Source organism: Helicobacter pylori (genome assembly GCF_014496485.1).
Classification (GTDB): domain Bacteria; phylum Campylobacterota; class Campylobacteria; order Campylobacterales; family Helicobacteraceae; genus Helicobacter; species Helicobacter pylori_DD.
The window spans coordinates 81,271-98,912 of record NZ_JACTAX010000003.1; the positions used below are offsets into that span (position 1 = coordinate 81,271).

The 17,642-nt window shown below is 38.4% G+C and carries 18 protein-coding genes; 16 read left to right on the top strand and 2 right to left on the bottom strand.

All coding sequences use genetic code 11. The annotated features are described in order from the left end of the window. Position 1 precedes the first annotated feature (1 nt). On the bottom strand, positions 2 to 622 hold the full coding sequence (locus IC572_RS02470) for a M48 family metallopeptidase (RefSeq protein WP_187854954.1): 621 nt from the start codon (positions 620 to 622) through the stop codon (positions 2 to 4). A gap of 81 nt (positions 623 to 703) precedes the next feature. Between IC572_RS02470 and IC572_RS02475 the strand changes: the two genes are divergently transcribed. The 16 genes from IC572_RS02475 to IC572_RS02550 all read left to right on the top strand — a co-directional run bounded on the left by IC572_RS02475 (position 704) and on the right by IC572_RS02550 (position 15,449). Then, positions 704 to 1,564, top strand: coding sequence for a glycosyltransferase family 25 protein (locus IC572_RS02475; protein WP_078242946.1), 861 nt, complete (start codon positions 704 to 706; stop codon positions 1,562 to 1,564). A 176-nt stretch (positions 1,565 to 1,740) separates the two neighbouring features. Then, positions 1,741 to 2,775 (top strand): bifunctional 3,4-dihydroxy-2-butanone 4-phosphate synthase/GTP cyclohydrolase II, encoded by a 1,035-nt coding sequence (locus IC572_RS02480; protein ID WP_187854955.1) that lies wholly within the window; start codon positions 1,741 to 1,743, stop codon positions 2,773 to 2,775. Between the two features lie 151 nt (positions 2,776 to 2,926). Beyond that, complete coding sequence (locus tag IC572_RS02485; protein ID WP_332246565.1) at positions 2,927 to 3,703, top strand: DUF3943 domain-containing protein; 777 nt, start codon at positions 2,927 to 2,929, stop codon at positions 3,701 to 3,703. Between the two features lie 88 nt (positions 3,704 to 3,791). Beyond that, positions 3,792 to 4,370, top strand: a complete 579-nt coding sequence (gene ribA / locus IC572_RS02490; protein ID WP_000825011.1) for a GTP cyclohydrolase II — start codon at positions 3,792 to 3,794, stop codon at positions 4,368 to 4,370. 77 nt (positions 4,371 to 4,447) lie between these two features. Beyond that, complete coding sequence (locus IC572_RS02495; RefSeq protein ID WP_000230569.1) at positions 4,448 to 4,669, top strand: MoaD/ThiS family protein; 222 nt, start codon at positions 4,448 to 4,450, stop codon at positions 4,667 to 4,669. Then, entirely contained in the window at positions 4,670 to 5,107 is a 438-nt protein-coding gene (locus tag IC572_RS02500) for a molybdopterin synthase catalytic subunit (protein WP_187854957.1), read from the top strand. Between the two features lie 12 nt (positions 5,108 to 5,119). Beyond that, complete coding sequence (mog, locus tag IC572_RS02505; RefSeq protein ID WP_001193317.1) at positions 5,120 to 5,650, top strand: molybdopterin adenylyltransferase; 531 nt, start codon at positions 5,120 to 5,122, stop codon at positions 5,648 to 5,650. A gap of 9 nt (positions 5,651 to 5,659) precedes the next feature. Further along, on the top strand, positions 5,660 to 6,136 hold the full coding sequence (gene moaC, locus IC572_RS02510) for a cyclic pyranopterin monophosphate synthase MoaC (protein WP_187854958.1): 477 nt from the start codon (positions 5,660 to 5,662) through the stop codon (positions 6,134 to 6,136). Between the two features lie 118 nt (positions 6,137 to 6,254). Next, the gene (hpaA, locus tag IC572_RS02515; protein ID WP_187854959.1) at positions 6,255 to 7,037 is read left to right on the top strand and encodes a flagellar sheath lipoprotein HpaA; all 783 of its coding nucleotides are present in this window, start codon (positions 6,255 to 6,257) and stop codon (positions 7,035 to 7,037) included. A 28-nt stretch (positions 7,038 to 7,065) separates the two neighbouring features. After that, positions 7,066 to 7,902 carry an outer membrane protein gene (locus IC572_RS02520; RefSeq protein ID WP_187854960.1) on the top strand — a complete coding sequence of 279 codons (837 nt, stop codon included), beginning with the start codon at positions 7,066 to 7,068 and terminating at the stop codon, positions 7,900 to 7,902. 112 nt (positions 7,903 to 8,014) lie between these two features. Beyond that, complete coding sequence (gene tig / locus IC572_RS02525) at positions 8,015 to 9,370, top strand: trigger factor (RefSeq protein WP_187854961.1); 1,356 nt, start codon at positions 8,015 to 8,017, stop codon at positions 9,368 to 9,370. Positions 9,371 to 9,390: 20 nt separating this feature from the next. Beyond that, positions 9,391 to 9,978, top strand: a complete 588-nt coding sequence (clpP, locus tag IC572_RS02530; RefSeq protein ID WP_000540573.1) for an ATP-dependent Clp endopeptidase proteolytic subunit ClpP — start codon at positions 9,391 to 9,393, stop codon at positions 9,976 to 9,978. A 4-nt stretch (positions 9,979 to 9,982) separates the two neighbouring features. Next, on the top strand, positions 9,983 to 10,507 hold the full coding sequence (gene def, locus IC572_RS02535) for a peptide deformylase (RefSeq protein WP_127957734.1): 525 nt from the start codon (positions 9,983 to 9,985) through the stop codon (positions 10,505 to 10,507). A 5-nt stretch (positions 10,508 to 10,512) separates the two neighbouring features. Next, positions 10,513 to 12,033 carry a YifB family Mg chelatase-like AAA ATPase gene (locus IC572_RS02540; RefSeq protein WP_187854962.1) on the top strand — a complete coding sequence of 507 codons (1,521 nt, stop codon included), beginning with the start codon at positions 10,513 to 10,515 and terminating at the stop codon, positions 12,031 to 12,033. Between the two features lie 24 nt (positions 12,034 to 12,057). After that, positions 12,058 to 14,118, top strand: a complete 2,061-nt coding sequence (locus IC572_RS02545) for a heavy metal translocating P-type ATPase (RefSeq protein ID WP_187854963.1) — start codon at positions 12,058 to 12,060, stop codon at positions 14,116 to 14,118. Between the two features lie 98 nt (positions 14,119 to 14,216). After that, positions 14,217 to 15,449 (top strand): restriction endonuclease subunit S, encoded by a 1,233-nt coding sequence (locus IC572_RS02550; protein ID WP_187854964.1) that lies wholly within the window; start codon positions 14,217 to 14,219, stop codon positions 15,447 to 15,449. Between the two features lie 415 nt (positions 15,450 to 15,864). On the opposite strand, the gene hofF is transcribed toward IC572_RS02550, so the two are convergent. Beyond that, a complete protein-coding gene (gene hofF, locus IC572_RS02555) occupies positions 15,865 to 17,364 on the bottom strand; it encodes an outer membrane beta-barrel protein HofF (protein WP_187854965.1) in 1,500 nt (499 codons plus the stop codon). Positions 17,365 to 17,642 lie beyond the last annotated feature (278 nt).

Consider the following 17,642-nt stretch of genomic DNA (forward strand, 5'->3'; position numbering starts at 1 on the left):
TTTAGGGCTGTAGTTGCTTGAGCAGTTGGGTATAAAAAACAACTCTTTGTTTTAAATGCTCTCTTAGAGTGCGGTAATTAGGGCAAAAGATTTGAACGCAACGCCAGAAATTTTTGGAATGGTTTTTGTGGATCGTGTGGGCGAGCTCATGGATGATGACATAATCAATCGCTTCTTTTGGGGCGCAAACCAATAAAAGAGCAAAACTCAAGCGGTTATGATAGGAGCAACTCCCCAAAACTTTAGCGTTATTTCTAATGCTGAAATGGGTGTATGAAGTTTGCATTTTTTGAGCGATCAAAGGGAGTTTTTGCTCCAAATAAGTTTTTAAGATTTTTTTAAGATCTGTTAGGGTGTAATCGTTGGCGTTTTTCACCTCATCAAACACAAGGATTTTGTTTTTATATTTTTCTAGGTTAGCGTGCAAGAGCGAGTGTTTTTCTTGCATGGCTGAAAGGGTTTTTTTTAGCCAAGATTCTTGTTCTTTTAAAAAAGTGCTCGCTCTAGCTTGAGAGCAAGAATTGGGCATTTTTAGAATCACTTCTAAAGAGGGCGTGATATTCAAGCTTAGGGTTTTGATTTTTTCACTTTTTTGAATGGTAATAGGAATATCATCTAACATGATGCGTATTTTACTAAAATTTGCGCTAGAATGTAAATCTGTTTAATATTGATTTTATTTGTATTAAGAATTAAGGCTAACATGCGTGTTTTTATTATTCATTTAAGCCCCAAAACCTGTCAAAATTTTTCTTTAAAAGAAACTCATATAACCCCCCTTTTAGAGAGCCTTAAACTTCAAGGGATCTCTTATGAAATTTTTGATGCGATCTATTCTAAAATCTCTCCCACTCAATTACACCCCTTGGTCTTAGAACATTTGCACCCTTCTTTTATGGTTGAAGATTTATTGGCTTTTTGTAAGAATGAAAAACACCCCCCTTGCGCGTTAAAAAATTTCTTTTACGCGCTCAAGCATTGCGGGAAGAGGATGGGGTTTGGGGAGCTTGGGTGCTATGCGAGCCATTATTCCTTGTGGCAAAAATGCATAGAACTCAATGAAGCGATCTGTATTTTAGAAGACGATATTATTATAAAAGATCGTTTTAAAGAGAGCCTGGAGTTTTGTGATAAACACATCAACGAATTAGGCTATATCCGCTTGATGCATTTAGAAGAAAATGTGGCTAAACAAAAGACTCCCGTTAAAGGGGTTTCTCAAATTTTAAATTTTAAAGATGGCATTGGCACTCAAGGGTATGTTTTAGCCCCCAAAGCCGCGCAAAAATTATTGAAATACAGCACGAAAGAATGGGTGATGCCTATAGATTGCGTGATGGATAGGCATTATTGGCATGGGGTTAAAAACTATGTGTTAGAAGAATTTGCGATCGCTTGCGATGAGATGAACGCTCAAAACTCCAACACAGAAAAACAAAGGCCTAAAAAATTACCTTTAAGTATTAGGATTGGCCGTTTTTTACACAAAAGCACAATTAAAATCTTGGATAAAGTTTTTAGGTATAGCCCAAAAATTAATCAGAATTGGCAAACATTAGAATAAGTCTTTTAGTATTTCTTGCATGATAGGGGAAGTTTCATTCAATTGATTTAAAGGCTTTAGCGGTTTGCTAAATGCGGTTTGCTAAATAAAGCAATAAAGTAATAATCGTTATTAAACATGCTATATTTCTTTTTTCTATAAAACTCAATATTATTGAATAAAACTAGGGAGTTAGAATGATCTTAAGAAGAGTTACTGAAGCTTTAGAAGCGTATAAAAATGGCGAAATGCTCATTGTCATGGATGATGAAGACAGAGAAAATGAGGGGGATTTGGTTTTGGCTGGGATTTTTTCTACCCCTGAGAAAATCAATTTCATGGCCACGCATGCTAGGGGGTTGATTTGCGTGTCTTTGACCAAAGATTTAGCGAAAAAATTTGAATTGCCCCCTATGGTTAGCGTGAATGATTCTAACCATGAGACCGCTTTCACGGTTTCTATTGACGCTAAAGAAGCCAAAACCGGGATTTCTGCTTTTGAAAGGCATTTGACGATTGAATTGTTGTGTAAAGACACCACCAAACCGAGCGATTTTGTGCGCCCGGGGCATATTTTCCCTTTGATTGCAAAAGATGGAGGCGTGCTAGCGCGCACGGGCCATACTGAAGCGAGCGTGGATTTGTGCAAATTAGCTGGATTAAAGCCGGTGAGCGTGATTTGTGAAATCATGAAAGAAGACGGCTCTATGGCGAGGAGAGGGGATAAATTTTTGAGCGACTTTGCCCTTAAGCACAACCTTAAAACCCTTTATGTCTCTGATTTGATTAGCTATCGTTTGGAAAATGAAAGTTTGCTGAAAATGTTTTGCCAAGAAGAAAGAGAATTTTTAAAACACCAAACGAAATGCTACACTTTTTTAGACCACCAGCAAAAAAACCATTACGCTTTTAAGTTTAAAAGTGCAAAAACCCATGATTTAGCCCCTTTAGTGCGTTTCCACCCTATCAAAGAGGATTTTGATTTTTTAACGACTGATGCGTTTGAAGTGTTTTTTAAAGCTTTAGAATATTTGAAGCGCGAAGGGGGCTATTTGATCTTTATGAACACCCATTCTGAACAAAACAATATCGTTAAAGATTTTGGGATCGGGGCGTTAGTGTTAAAAAATTTGGGGATAAAGGATTTTAGGCTTTTAAGCTCTTGTGAAGACAGGCAGTATAAGGCTTTGAGCGGGTTTGGGCTTAAGCTTGTAGAAACGATTAGCCTTTAAGAGGCTTGTTAAGTTTTATTGAATGTGTTGTAATGTTTTTAAGGTATAATAAACTCTTTCTAAGTCAAGCAATAAAGTTTGCAACCTAATGAGAGTAATAATAAAGTTTATGCTGATTTCATTAAAAACATTCCTAAAAATATTATTGAAAATATTCCTAAAAACCTTTCAAAAGATTTGGGTAGTTTGCGTGGTGGTTTGGGGGTTAGGCTGTAGTTTTTTAAACGCTAACAGCATTCAATTAGAAGAAACGCTCAGACGAAATCCTAAAAATCTTATTTGGCAACACTTTAAAAAGAAGTTTAAAAAGAGCAACACTATCCCTTATGCCCCTAATAGCCGTTGGAAATATTTAGGTACAAGTATAGGGATTTTGGGCGTGTCTTTGGTGATAGGGATTGTGGGGTTGTATCTCATGCCAGAGAGCGTAACGAATTGGGATAGAGAAAAGTTTGGGATCAAAAGTTGGTTTGAAAATGTCCGCATGGGGCCAAAACTAGACAATGATAGTTTTATTTTTAATGAAATTTTGCACCCTTATTTTGGGGCTATGTATTATATGCAACCGCGCATGGCTGGGTTTAGCTGGATGGCATCAGCGTTTTTTTCTTTTATCACTTCCACGCTTTTTTGGGAATATGGCTTGGAAGCGTTTGTGGAAGTGCCTAGCTGGCAGGATTTAGTGATCACGCCTTTATTAGGCTCCATTTTAGGGGAAGGGTTTTACCAGCTCACGCGCTATATCCAACGCAATGAAGGCAAGCTTTTTGGCTCTTTATTTTTAGGGCGTTTGGTTATCGCTCTTATGGATCCTATCGGTTTTATCATTAGGGATTTAGGGCTTGGGGAAGCTTTAGGGATTTATAATAAACATGAAATCCGTTCTGGTTTAAGCCCTAATGGCTTGAATTTGACTTACAAATTTTAAGAGCTTAAAATTTAAGAAAATTATAAAGAGTTTTGATAGAATACCTTTTTTTAAAAGACGCGTTTTAAAACTAATTTTAGGAGTATCCTTGAAACGATTAGAAGTCTCTAACCAAGCCAAATTACCCACTCAATTTGGGGAGTTTTGTATCCAGTGTTTTAGAGAAAAGGGTTCTAATGGCTCTAAAGATCATTTAGTCATTTTCACCCCTAATTTTCCTCAAAACCCCTTAGTGCGCCTGCATTCAGAATGCTTAACGGGTGATGCTCTAGGCTCTCAAAAATGCGATTGCGGAGGGGCGTTGCAAATGGCGTTAGAAAGGATTTCTAAAGAAGGGGGGCTAGTGATTTATTTGCGCCAAGAAGGGCGTGGGATAGGGCTATTTAATAAAGTCAATGCCTACGCCTTACAAGATAAGGGCTATGATACCATTCAAGCCAATGAAATGATAGGGTTTAAAGACGATGAAAGGGATTATAGTATTGCGGGTGAGATTTTAGAATATTACCATATTAAAAAAATGCGCTTGCTCACGAACAACCCTAAAAAAATCGCCGCTTTAGAAAAATACGCTGAAGTTACAAGAGAGAGCTTGATCGTGTGCGCTAACGAACACAATCAAGGGTATTTGGAAGTCAAAAAGCTCAAAATGGGGCATTTATTGTGAAAACTAAAAGCGCTTTTCAAAGAGGTTTTAAAAATATTTAAAATCATGCTTTAAAAGATTGAATATAAGGGTAAATGATGGTAGAAGTGCGATTTTTTGGACCCATAAAAGAAGAAAATTTTTTCATCAAAGCGAATGATTTAAAGGAATTAAGAGCGATTTTACAAGAAAAAGAGGGCTTAAAAGAGTGGTTGGGCGTTTGCGCGATAGCCCTTAATGATCACTTAATAGACAATTTAGATGCGCCTTTAAAAGATGGCGATGTGATCAGTTTGTTACCACCGGTTTGTGGGGGCTAGGTGTTAAAAATCATTCAAGGGGCATTAGATACTGAGAAGCTTTTAAAAGCCTATCAAGAGGAAGCTTGTGCGAAAAACTTTGGAGCGTTTTGTGTGTTTGTGGGGATTGTGAGGGAAGAGGATAACATTCAAGGCTTGAGTTTTGATATTTATGAGGCGCTATTAAAGACTTGGTTTGAAAAATGGCGCCATAAAGCCAAAGGTTTGGGCGTGGTGTTAAAAATGGCGCACAGCGTGGGCGATGTTTTGATAGGGCAAAGCTCATTTTTATGCGTTTTAATGGGAAAGAATAGAAAAAATGCCTTAGAACTATACCAAGATTTTATTGAAGATTTCAAGCGTAACGCCCCTATTTGGAAATACGATTTGATTGATAATGAACGCATCTATGCCAAAGAAAGAAGCCACCTTTTAAAAGGGAGTGGGCTTTTAGCTTAAAAAGGAGTTAAAGTGCAAACGATTCATATAGGCGTTTTGAGCGCGAGCGATAGGGCGTCAAAAGGTATTTATGAAGATTTAAGCGGGAAGGCGATACAAGAAGTGTTGAGCGAATATCTGCTCAATCCTTTAGAATTTCATTATGAAATTGTCGCTGATGAAAGGGACTTGATTGAAAAATCGCTCATTAAAATGTGCGATGAATACCAATGCGATCTAGTCGTTACTACAGGAGGCACAGGCCCTGCTTTAAGAGACATAACCCCAGAAGCCACAGAAAAAGTGTGCCAAAAAATGCTTCCTGGGTTTGGAGAGCTTATGCGAATGACTAGCTTAAAATACGTGCCTACAGCGATTCTATCGCGCCAGAGTGCTGGCATTAGGAATAAGAGTTTGATCATCAATCTTCCTGGTAAGCCAAAAAGCATTAGAGAATGTTTAGAGGCGGTTTTTCCAGCGGTTCCTTATTGCGTGGATTTGATTTTAGGGAATTATATGCAAGTGAATGAAAAAAACATTCAAGCGTTTCGCCCCAAACAATAGGATAAAAAAATGCCGCTCACTCATTTGAATGGAGAAAATCAGCCTAAAATGGTGGATATAGGGGATAAAGAAACCACTGAAAGAATCGCTCTAGCAAGCGGTCGTATCAGCATGAATAAAGAGGCTTATGACGCTATTATCAATCATGGCGTTAAAAAGGGTCCAGTGTTACAAACTGCTATTATTGCTGGGATTATGGCGGCTAAAAAGACAAGCGAGCTCATTCCCATGTGCCATCCAATCATGCTCAATGGGGTGGATATTGACATTTTAGAAGAAGAAGAGACTTGTAGTTTTAAACTCTATGCCAGAGTCAAAACTCAAGCTAAAACGGGCGTGGAAATGGAAGCGCTAATGAGTGTGAGCATAGGGCTTTTAACCATTTATGACATGGTGAAAGCCATTGACAAGAGCATGACAATTAGCGGTGTGATGTTGGAATATAAAAGTGGAGGTAAAAGCGGGGATTATAACGCTAAAAAATAGAAAAAGACTGATAATCTAAAGATGTTAGGGTAAAATAACATTTTGACAACAAAAGCGTGTTGGTTGCTTCGGGTTTGTTGTTATAGAAGTCTAAAATATTACAATCAAGGATAGAACGATGAAAGCAAATAATCATTTTAAAGATTTTGCATGGAAAAAATGCCTTTTAGGCGCGAGCGTGGCGGCTTTATTAGTGGGGTGTAGCCCGCATATTATTGAAACCAATGAAGTCGCTTTGAAATTGAATTACCATCCAGCTAGCGAGAAAGTTCAAGCGTTAGATGAAAAGGTTCTACTTTTAAAGCCAGCTTTCCAATACAGCGATAATATTGCTAAAGAGTATGAAAATAAATTCAAGAATCAAACCGTGCTCAAGGTTGAAGAGATCTTGCAAAATCAGGGCTACAAGGTTATCAATGTGGATAGTAGCGATAAAGACGATTTTTCTTTTGCGCAAAAAAAAGAAGGGTATTTGGCTGTCGCTATGAATGGCGAAATTGTTTTACGCCCCGATCCTAAAAGAACCATACAGAAAAAATCAGAACCCGGGTTATTATTCTCCACTGGTTTGGATAAAATGGAAGGGGTTTTAATCCCGGCCGGTTTTGTCAAGGTTACCATACTAGAGCCTATGAGTGGGGAATCTTTGGATTCTTTTACGATGGATTTGAGCGAGTTGGACATCCAAGAAAAATTCTTAAAAACCACCCATTCAAGCCATAGTGGGGGGTTAGTTAGCACTATGGTTAAGGGAACGGATAATTCTAATGACGCGATCAAGAGCGCTTTGAACAAGATTTTTGCAAATATCATGCAAGAAATAGACAAAAAGCTCACTCAAAAGAATTTAGAATCTTATCAAAAAGACGCCAAGGAATTAAAAGGCAAAAGAAACCGATAAAAACAAATACGCATAAGATAAAGAACGCTTGAACAAACTGCTTAAAAGGGGGTTTTTAGCGTTTTTTTTGAGCGTGTATTTAAAGGCTGATGATTTGGTTACTTATACGATCGCCAAAGAAGAAGATCTAGGATACCAGCGGTTTTTAGCCAAGAAGTGTTTAAGGGGTAAAACCCACCCTCCATGTTTTGCTGAGTCTAAAAAGCCCAAAAAAAAACTTTTTAACATAGACAAAAGCTCCCACTATTATGGCACAAGCGTGGTGCAAATGTCATGGCTACAGAGCAGGGAAAAATTTGAAAACCATTCAAAATACCGAGACATTCCTTTTGCTGAAGTCAGTTTGATTTATGGCTATAAACAATTTTTTCCTAAAAAAGAGCGCTACGGCTTCCGCTTTTATATTTCTTTGGATTACGCTTATGGCTTTTTTCTTAAAAATAAAGGCGTTTTAGGCGATAGTTTGAGGGAGAGTTCGCAAATCCCTAAAAGCTATAGAGAAAAGTTACAAAGAAAAGAGACTTTTATCAACGCTATTTTTTATGGCGTGGGGGCTGACTTTTTATACAAACGCGCTTTTGGGACATTGATTTTAGGGGTAAATCTCGTGGGAGAAACCTGGTTTTATGAAACAAAGATTTTTAAAAAGTGGGCTAAAGATCCTTCAAGCGTTTATCACCCTTACATGTTTCAAGTGATGTTAAATATAGGGTATCGCTACCGCTTTTCAAGGTATAAGAATTGGGCGATAGAATTTGGCGCGCGTATCCCTTTTTTAACCAATGATTATTTTAAAACCCCTTTATACACCCTTCATTTCAAGCGCAATATTTCTGTCTATCTCACTTCAACTTATGATTTTTAGTTTTTTAAATTTTTGAAAACTAGAATTAAAACCGCTTTTTATCAACCGGAATTAAAACAAATTAAGATATAATGACTATAAAACTTTAATTTTTTAACCATTAAGGAAAGAAATGAATCTTGAAGTGAAAAAAATTGACACCGCTAACGCCCGTTTGAGTGCTAAACCTTCCATTGAATATTTAGAAAAGCGTTATGATAAAATCGCTCAAAAAATCGCCCAAAAAGTTAAAATTGATGGCTTTAGAAGAGGTAAAGTCCCCCTTAGTTTAGTGAAAACCCGTTATCAATCCCAAATTGAACAAGACGCTCAAGAAGAAATGATTCAAGAGGTTTTAAAAAACGCTCTTAAGGAATTAGGGATTGAAAATAAGGATCTCATCGGTAGCCCCAATCTCACTAAATTTGAAAAAAAAGACACGCATTTTGAAATAGAAGCGGACATCGGCTTAAAACCCACGATTGTTTTAGACAAGATCAAAGAGTGCGTGCCTAGCGTGGGAGTGGAAGTTCCAAATGAAGAAAAAATTAATGAGCGTTTGAAACAGCTCGCTAAAGATTATGCGAAATTTGTGGATGCTGACGCTCAAAGAAAAGCCCAAAACGACGATAAATTGACGATTGATTTTGAAGGCTTTATAGATAATACGCCTTTTGAAGGGGGCAAGGCTGAGAATTTTACTTTGATTTTAGGCAATAAGCAAATGCTAGAAGATTTTGAAAAGGCTCTTTTAGGCATGCAAGCTAGCGAAGAAAAAGAATTCCCTTTGACTTTCCCTAGCGGATACCACGCAGAGCATTTGGCCGGCAAAGAAGCCCTTTTTAAAGTGAAATTGCACCAGATTCAAGCGCGTGAAGCGTTAGAAATCAATGACGAACTCGCTAAAATCGTGCTAGCTAATGAAGAGAATGCGACTTTAAAGCTTTTAAAAGAAAGGGTTGAGGGGCAGTTGTTTTTAGAAAATAAAGCCAGGCTCTATAATGAAGAGCTGAAAGAAAAATTGATTGAAAATTTAGATGAAAAGATCGTTTTTGATTTGCCTAAAACGATCATAGAGCAAGAAATGGATTTGTTGTTCAGGAACGCTCTTTATTCCATGCAAGCTGAAGAAGTCAAATCCTTACAAGAAAGTCAAGAAAAAGCCAAAGAAAAGCGTGAGAGCTTTAGGAACGATGCGACAAAAAGCGTGAAAATCACTTTCATCATTGACGCTTTAGCGAAGGAAGAAAAAATTGGCGTGCATGACAATGAAGTCTTTCAAACCTTGTATTATGAAGCGATGATGACAGGGCAAAACCCAGAAAGCCTCATTGAACAATACCGCAAAAATAACATGTTAGCGGCGGTGAAAATGGCGATGATTGAAGATAGGGTGTTAGCTTATTTGTTGGATAAAAACCTGCCTAAAGAACAGCAAGAAATTTTGGAAAAAATGAGGCCTAACGCTCAAAAAACTCAAGTGGGTTGAACAGCTAAAAAGGAGAGATGATGGGATACATTCCTTATGTAATAGAGAATACCGATCGTGGGGAGCGTAGCTATGATATTTACTCGCGCCTTTTAAAGGATCGCATTGTTTTATTGAGCGGTGAAATTAATGACAGCGTGGCGTCTTCTATCGTGGCCCAACTCTTGTTTTTGGAAGCTGAAGACCCTGAAAAAGACATTGGCTTGTATATCAATTCTCCCGGTGGGGTGATAACAAGCGGTCTTAGCATCTATGATACCATGAATTTTATCCGCCCTGATGTTTCCACGATTTGCATCGGTCAAGCGGCTTCTATGGGGGCGTTTTTACTGAGCTGTGGGGCTAAGGGCAAGCGTTTTTCACTGCCCCATTCAAGGATTATGATCCACCAGCCTTTAGGGGGGGCTCAAGGGCAAGCGAGCGATATTGAAATCATTTCTAATGAGATTCTCAGGCTTAAAGGTTTGATGAATTCTATTCTAGCTCAAAACTCAGGGCAGAGTTTGGAGCAAATCGCTAAAGACACGGACAGGGATTTTTACATGAGCGCTAAAGAAGCTAAAGAGTATGGCTTGATTGATAAAGTGTTGCAGAAAAATGTGAAGTGATTGCATGGCGTTATTAGAGATTATCCATTACCCTTCTAAAATCTTAAGAACGATTTCTAAAGAAGTCGTTTCTTTTGATTCAAAACTCCACCAACAACTAGACGATATGCATGAAACCATGATCGCTAGTGAGGGGATAGGCTTAGCCGCTATTCAAGTGGGCTTACCCTTAAGAATGCTCATTATCAATCTCCCGCAAGAAGACGGCGTGCAACACAAAGAGGATTGCCTAGAAATCATTAACCCTAAATGGATAGAAACTAAAGGGACAATAATGTATAGAGAAGGGTGCTTGTCTGTGCCGGGGTTTTATGAAGAGGTGGAGCGTTTTGAAAAGGTTAAAATAGAGTATCAAAACCGCTTCGCTGAAGTGAAAATTTTAGAAGCGAGCGAACTTTTAGCGGTAGCCATTCAGCATGAGATCGATCACCTTAATGGCGTGTTATTCGTGGATAAATTATCCATTTTGAAGCGTAAGAAATTTGAAAAAGAACTCAAAGAGCTGCAAAAAAAACAAAAACGCGAGTAACAACCATGATCAACACGATATTTTGCGCGACCATGCAAAGGGGGGTGGCGGAAATCGTAGCTGTGGAAGCGACTTTCACAAGGGCTTTGCCGGCGTTTGTGATTTCAGGCCTAGCTAATAACTCTATCCAAGAAGCCAAACAGCGGGTCCAATCGGCTTTACAAAATAACGATTTCACTTTCCCGCCTTTGAAAATCACCATCAACCTTTCCCCCTCAGATTTGCCTAAATCCGGGAGCCATTTTGATTTGCCTATCGCTCTTTTAATCGCTTTGCAAAAACAAGAATTGGCTTTTAAAGAGTGGTTTGCTTTTGGGGAGTTGGGGCTTGATGGCAAGATCAAACCCAATCCTAACATTTTCCCCATGCTTTTAGACATTGCCGTTAAGCGCCCCCATGCCAAAATCATTGCGCCTAAGGCGAATGAAGAGCTTTTTTCGCTCATCCCTAATTTGCAATGCTTTTTTGTGGGGCATTTTAAAGAAGCTTTAGAAATCTTGCAAAACCCTGAAACCAAAGCAGACACCCACACGAAAAAACTACCCTTTAAAACGATAGAATTGAACGATAAAGAGTATTATTTTTCAGACGCCTATGCCTTAGATTTTAAAGAAGTTAAGGGGCAAGCTGTCGCTAAAGAAGCCGCTTTGATCGCTAGCGCTGGGTTTCATAACTTGATTTTAGAGGGAAGTCCAGGGTGTGGGAAAAGCATGATCATTAATCGCATGCGTTATATCTTGCCTCCCTTGAGCCTGAATGAAATCTTAGAAGCGACAAAATTACGCATTTTAAGCGAGCAAGACAGCGCCTATTACCCCTTAAGGAGCTTTAGAAACCCTCACCAGAGCGCTTCAAAATCCAGCATTTTAGGCTCAAGCTCTTTAAGAGAGCCAAAACCCGGCGAAATCGCGTTAGCGCATAACGGCATGCTTTTTTTTGATGAATTGCCTCATTTTAAAAAGGATATTTTAGAAGCCTTGAGAGAGCCTTTAGAAAACAATAAATTAGTGATCTCACGAGTGCATAGCAAGATTGAATACGACACCTCTTTTTTATTTGTAGGGGCTCAAAACCCTTGCTTGTGCGGGAATTTGCTCAGCGCTACCAAAGCATGCCGTTGCCAAGACAGAGAAATCACGCAGTATAAAAACCGCTTGAGCGAGCCTTTTTTGGATAGGATTGATTTGTTTGTGCAAATGGAAGAGGGGAATTATAAAGACACGCCGTCGCATTCTTGGACTTCAAAAGAGATGCATGAGTTAGTGTTATTAGCTTTCAAACAGCAAAAGTTAAGAAAACAGAGCGCTTTTAATGGTAAGCTTAATGAAGAGCAGATCGAACGATTTTGCCCTTTAAATTTTGAAGCGCAAAAGTTGTTAGAACAAGCGGTTGAAAGGTTTAATCTGTCCATGCGTTCTGTTAATAAGGTCAAAAAAGTCGCTAGGACGATTGCGGATTTAAACGCTTGCGAGAATATAGAAAAATCTCACATGCTTAAAGCGCTGAGTTTTAGAAAGATTTCTTAAAAGGATTTTTATAAGGGAGAGAAAATGCAAGAATACCACATTCATAATTTGGATTGCCCTGATTGCGCGTCTAAATTAGAAAGGGATTTAAATAAATTAGACTATGTGAAAAAAGCTCAAATCAATTTCAGCACCAGTAAGTTGTTTTTGGATACGAGCGATTTTGAAAAAGTTAAGGCTTTTATCAAGCAAAATGAACCGCATTTGAGCCTGTCTTTTAAAGAGGCCGCAGAAAAGCCCTTGAGTTTTACGCCACTCATTGTTACGATCGCTGTCTTTTTAGGCGCGATTTTAATTTTACACCTAAACCCTAGCCCTTTGATTGAAAAAGCGGTGTTTGTGGTGCTAGCCTTAGTGTATCTAGTGAGCGGTAAAGATGTGATTTTAGGGGCGTTTCGTGGGCTTAGAAAAGGGCAATTTTTTGATGAAAACGCTTTGATGCTCATTGCGACTATTGCGGCTTTTTGCGTGGGGGCTTATGAAGAGAGTGTGTCTATTATGGTGTTTTATTCAGCGGGCGAATTTTTGCAAAAACTCGCTATCGCTCGCTCTAAAAAATCCCTTAAGGCTTTGGTGGATGTCGCTCCTAATCTGGCTTATTTGAAAAAGGGCGATGCATTAGTGAGCGTTGCACCTGAAGATTTAAGAATTAATGACATTGTGGTGGTGAAAGTCGGCGAAAAAGTGCCTGTGGATGGCGTGGTAGTTAAGGGCGAAAGCTTGCTAGATGAAAGGGCGTTGAGTGGGGAGTCCATGCCTGTTAATGTCAGCGAACGCTCTAAAGTTTTAGGGGGGAGCTTGAATCTAAAAGCGGTCCTTGAAATTCAAGTGGAAAAAATGTATAAAGATTCTTCTATCGCTAAAGTGGTGGATTTAGTCCAACAAGCCACGAATGAAAAGAGCGAAACGGAGAAATTTATCACTAAATTTTCACGCTACTACACCCCAAGCGTTTTATTCATTGCCTTAATGATCGCCATATTACCGCCCTTGTTTTCTATGGGGAGCTTTGATGAGTGGATTTATAGGGGGCTTGTGGCTTTAATGGTGAGCTGCCCTTGCGCGTTAGTGATTTCTGTGCCTTTAGGGTATTTTGGGGGCGTGGGAGCGGCGAGCCGAAAGGGGATTTTAATGAAAGGCGTGCATGTTTTAGAAGTGCTTACCCAAGCTAAAAGCATCGCCTTTGATAAAACCGGCACTTTGACTAAAGGCGTTTTTAAAGTAACAGATATTGTGCCGCAAAACGGGCATTCTAAAGAAGAAGTTTTGCATTACGCTTCTTGTTCGCAACTCCTATCCACGCACCCTATCGCTTTATCCATTCAAAAAGCATGCGAAGAAATGTTAAAGGACGATAAGCACCAGCATGACATTAAAAATTACGAAGAATTGAGCGGGATGGGGGTTAAAGCGCAATGCCATACGGATCTAATCATCGCAGGGAATGAAAAAATGCTCGATCAATTCCATATCGCGCACAGCCCTTCCAAAGAAAACGGCACGATCGTGCATGTGGCTTTTAACCAAACTTATATCGGCTATATCGTCATTAGCGATGAGATTAAAGATGACGCTATAGAGTGCTTAAGGGATTTAAAAGCGCAAGGGATAGAAAATTTTTGCATTTTGAGCGGGGACAGAAAAAGCGCGACTGAGAGCATCGCTCAAACTCTAGGCTGTGAATATCATGCGAGCTTGTTGCCTGAAGAAAAAACGAGCGTGTTTAAAACTTTTAAAGAACGCTATAAAGCCCCGGCGATTTTTGTAGGCGATGGCATCAATGACGCTCCTACTCTAGCGAGCGCTGATGTGGGGATTGGCATGGGGAAAGGCTCAGAATTGAGCAAGCAAAGCGCGGACATTGTGATCACCAATGACTCTTTAAATTCGTTAGTGAAAGTCTTAGCGATCGCTAAAAAAACGAAAAGCATTATTTGGCAAAATATCTTGTTCGCTTTGGGGATTAAGGCGGTTTTTATCGTGCTAGGGCTTATGGGGGTAGCGAGCTTGTGGGAGGCGGTCTTTGGCGATGTGGGGGTTACGCTTTTAGCCTTAGCCAATTCCATGCGCGCGATGAGGGCTTAAAAAAGAGCCTTTTTATCGCTAGCGTTTTAGAAGCTTAAAGGGGGCAAAATGAACAAAATAGAGTGCGTTATCTTTTTTAAAACCATTTAGGAGAATGCATGGACGCGTTAACAACGCCCTTACCAAAGGCTTGGCAAAAAGTAAAGCTTGGGGATATTGCCGAGATTAAAAGGGGGGCATCGCCTAGACCTATTGAAAATCCTAAATGGTTTTGCACTAATTCTAATGTAGGGTGGGTAAGAATTTCAGACATTTCAAAAAATAGCCGTTTTTTATACAAAACAGCCCAAAAACTTTCTAAAAAAGGCATTGAAAAAAGCAGGTTTATCAAACAAAATAGTTTGATTATGAGCATGTGCGCGACAATTGGTAAGCCTATTATCACTAAAATTGATACTTGTATTCATGATGGTTTTGTAGTTTTTGAAAATCCAAAAATAGATTTAAATTACTTATATTATTTTTTATGTTATATAGAAAAAGAATGGCTAGAAAGTGGGCAACAAGGCTCACAAGTAAATTTAAATGTAGATTTAATTAAAAATAAAGAAGTTTTCTGCCCCAAAGATTTAAACGAACAAATCGCTATCGCTAACGTTTTAAGCGATGTGGATCGTTATCTTTATTCTTTAGACGCCCTCATTCTTAAAAAAGAAAGCGTTAAAAAAGCTTTAAGCTTTGAACTATTGAGCCAAAGAAAACGCTTGAAAGGCTTCAATCAAGCTTGGCAAAAAGTAAGGCTTGGGGATATAGGAATAACTATAAGTGGATTAGCAGGAAAAACAAAGCAAGATTTTATCAATGGCAATGCTAAATATATTACATTTTTGAATGTTTTAAATAATGTCATAATAGATACTTCTATACTAGAAAATGTAAAAATATACCCAAATGAAAAACAAAATTCCTTTAAAAAATATGATTTATTTTTTAATACTTCTTCAGAAACTCCAAAAGAAGTAGGCATGTGTGCCGTGCTTTTAGATGATATAGACCAAGTCTTTTTGAATAGTTTTTGTTTTGGTTTTAGAATATTTGACAAGGCAGTTGATAGCTTGTTTTTATCATACTTAATTAATAGCGAAATAGGCAGAAAAGCTTTTGAAAATTTAGCACAAGGTTCAACACGATACAATTTATCAAAGAGTGGTTTTAATAATGCTTGCCTTATTTTACCCCCTCTAAACGAACAAATCGCTATCGCTAACGTTTTAAGCGCTTTGGATAATGAAATCATTAGCCTTAAAAACAAAAAACGCCAATTTGAAAACATCAAAAAAGCTTTAAACCACGATTTAATGAGCGCTAAAATCAGGGTTTTAAACAAATAAGTTTTACAACAAGAATAAAACCTAAAAAAGGCTAAAAGTATTTTTAAAATCAATAATAAAAGAGCTTGATTTTAATCAAGCGATAATTTCTTAAGGCAGTCTTCTTGGGGTTAGGGGGATACTTAAAGGGGTTGTAAGGGGAGAGTTATTTCAAAATACCACCCTATCCCCTTATAAAATGAGTTTTAAATATTTTTAAAATGAGTTTTAAAATGACAAAGCAAAAAAAGCCCATTTTAAAAAGTTTTAGTATCACAGAGTTAAAAATACCCATAGCGTAATGAAATAAAAAAGTTTAAAATTCTAACGCTTTTTAAAAACAAGCCCTAAAATAGGCGATAAAGCGGTTTTTAATGGCTGTTTTATGGCTGGGCGTTTTTAGCCAACCCTTAAAGGGTTGTTATTTAAAGAGGGTTTAAAGCTTCCACACGATTTCGGTAAAAATGTGGCTCCTGTCTTGATCGGTGGCGGGTTGGCTGTCTAATTTTGGCCCATTCCACCCCATTTTATAGCCTTGATGCATCAACACATTATAATATTCAAATTTAATGTCGGCTGAGAAATTTTTAGTGAATTTATAGCCCAAGTTGAGCGATAAGACTTGCTCATTAGCCCTAGGTCCATAAGTCAAACGCCCCAATAAACCCCAAAGGAATTTCCTATGCACCCCACCGCCAAAGGCAAACACGGTGAAAGCGTTCGCATCCATCATGTAAGACAAAGAGTTAAGGGTGTTTGCATAAACGGTGTTCGTCCAAAAGTCAAAGCCCAAGCGGTTACCATGGTAGCCTATCATCCAGTTAGCGTTCCCAAAGGATTTATAAATCCCAAAACCAAAATTGTATTCATTCCATTCAAACTTTTGTTTGATCATCAAGCTGTGCGCGTTCTTACCGGCTGGCATGCCAAATTGATAGGTGTCCCAAAATCTTTTAGCATAAAAGGGATTAAGCACGGTAATATCCGTTTGAGAGCGAAACCCTAATCCGGTAAAAGTGGGGTTGCTATCATAAGTGATCGTAAAGTTAGGGTCGTATTCGTTAAAGGGTGAAAAATAGACAAAAGGCTGAATGCTGAAACCCTTGTAATTCCAAATGATATAAAAGGCATGCACCCCAGGGTTTATGGTTTGCCCGTTTTTAAGGGTGTAGGTTTTAGGCGAATAGAAATTATAAAGCCACTCATTATAGGCAAAACCACGACCAAAAGAGCTAAACCACCAGAATTTGAAATTCCCTAAGTTTAGGGTCATGTCCAAGCCTTGGTTGTAACCGCTCATATAATCCGCTGGGGATTCGTATCTTCCGCCCCTAATTTCAAAAATATCCTTGTAGTTGTAGCGCAAGTAAGCGTTATAAATCACATAGTTTCTCGTGTGATCGGCATAGGTTTTTGCACAAGTGGAAGCCTCTAAAGCTTCTTGATTAGACAACTGCGTCATTTCAGCTTGAGTCATCTTATCGTATTGGCCTTGGGTTAAATTCCCTGTGGCTAACCCGCAACTAGCCCATGGTTTTTGCCCCACAAGACCGCCCCAATAGCCCACATAGTTCCACGCCATAGCCCCATAGGTTTTCCCTGTAACTTCGTTAATAAAATCCTTAGTGGTATCATAAATTACAGCACCCCCCCAACCCCCAAGACTCCCATCTAAATGGTGCCCGTTAGCCGTAGCGCTTTTGGGCAAGAGTTCCGTAAAATCCACTTGCATGTAAGCCATGACCGTCATAAAGGTTTCGGTAGGGTAAAGCCCTTTATTAGTGTTGATAGGTTTGTTATTGAAACCGACTTTAGAGAAACTTTCAGCACCCGCTTTAATTTTAGCGATTTTACCCAAATCAAGAGCTTCACTTTGAGAAGAGAATAAAAAAAGAAGCGTTGCGATATTTTTAGCAGATGCAACCTTATAGTTCATGTGTTTAACCTTTAGTATAAACCAAAAATTCTAAATAGAGTAAGCCAACACCGTTCAAAGAAAATTTTTTCTTACAGATCTTAAACATCTAATCAGTCTGTTCATCTTTCGTCCTTTTTGCTACGAAGTCCGACTTACAAAGTTAATTCTTAACTAAGTCGTGCGTTAATACTAGCATAATATTATGGTTTTTTTTAATTTTGAGAATAAAATTTTTCTTTGTTAGTAAAATACAGACACTCAAAGCCTTATTTAATCTCAATATTATTTAATTTTTT

Excerpts from the sequence above, each read along its gene's own strand:
- IC572_RS02470 (WP_187854954.1), bottom strand. The coding sequence starts at position 622 with ATGTTAGATGATATTCCTATTACCATTCAAAAAAGTGAAAAAATCAAA.
- IC572_RS02475 (WP_078242946.1), top strand. The coding sequence starts at position 704 with ATGCGTGTTTTTATTATTCATTTAAGCCCCAAAACCTGTCAAAATTTT.
- IC572_RS02480 (WP_187854955.1), top strand. The coding sequence starts at position 1,741 with ATGATCTTAAGAAGAGTTACTGAAGCTTTAGAAGCGTATAAAAATGGC.
- IC572_RS02495 (WP_000230569.1), top strand. The coding sequence starts at position 4,448 with ATGGTAGAAGTGCGATTTTTTGGACCCATAAAAGAAGAAAATTTTTTC.
- moaC (WP_187854958.1), top strand. The coding sequence starts at position 5,660 with ATGCCGCTCACTCATTTGAATGGAGAAAATCAGCCTAAAATGGTGGAT.
- hpaA (WP_187854959.1), top strand. The coding sequence starts at position 6,255 with ATGAAAGCAAATAATCATTTTAAAGATTTTGCATGGAAAAAATGCCTT.
- tig (WP_187854961.1), top strand. The coding sequence starts at position 8,015 with ATGAATCTTGAAGTGAAAAAAATTGACACCGCTAACGCCCGTTTGAGT.
- clpP (WP_000540573.1), top strand. The coding sequence starts at position 9,391 with ATGGGATACATTCCTTATGTAATAGAGAATACCGATCGTGGGGAGCGT.
- def (WP_127957734.1), top strand. The coding sequence starts at position 9,983 with ATGGCGTTATTAGAGATTATCCATTACCCTTCTAAAATCTTAAGAACG.
- IC572_RS02540 (WP_187854962.1), top strand. The coding sequence starts at position 10,513 with ATGATCAACACGATATTTTGCGCGACCATGCAAAGGGGGGTGGCGGAA.
- IC572_RS02545 (WP_187854963.1), top strand. The coding sequence starts at position 12,058 with ATGCAAGAATACCACATTCATAATTTGGATTGCCCTGATTGCGCGTCT.
- IC572_RS02550 (WP_187854964.1), top strand. The coding sequence starts at position 14,217 with ATGGACGCGTTAACAACGCCCTTACCAAAGGCTTGGCAAAAAGTAAAG.
- hofF (WP_187854965.1), bottom strand. The coding sequence starts at position 17,364 with ATGAACTATAAGGTTGCATCTGCTAAAAATATCGCAACGCTTCTTTTT.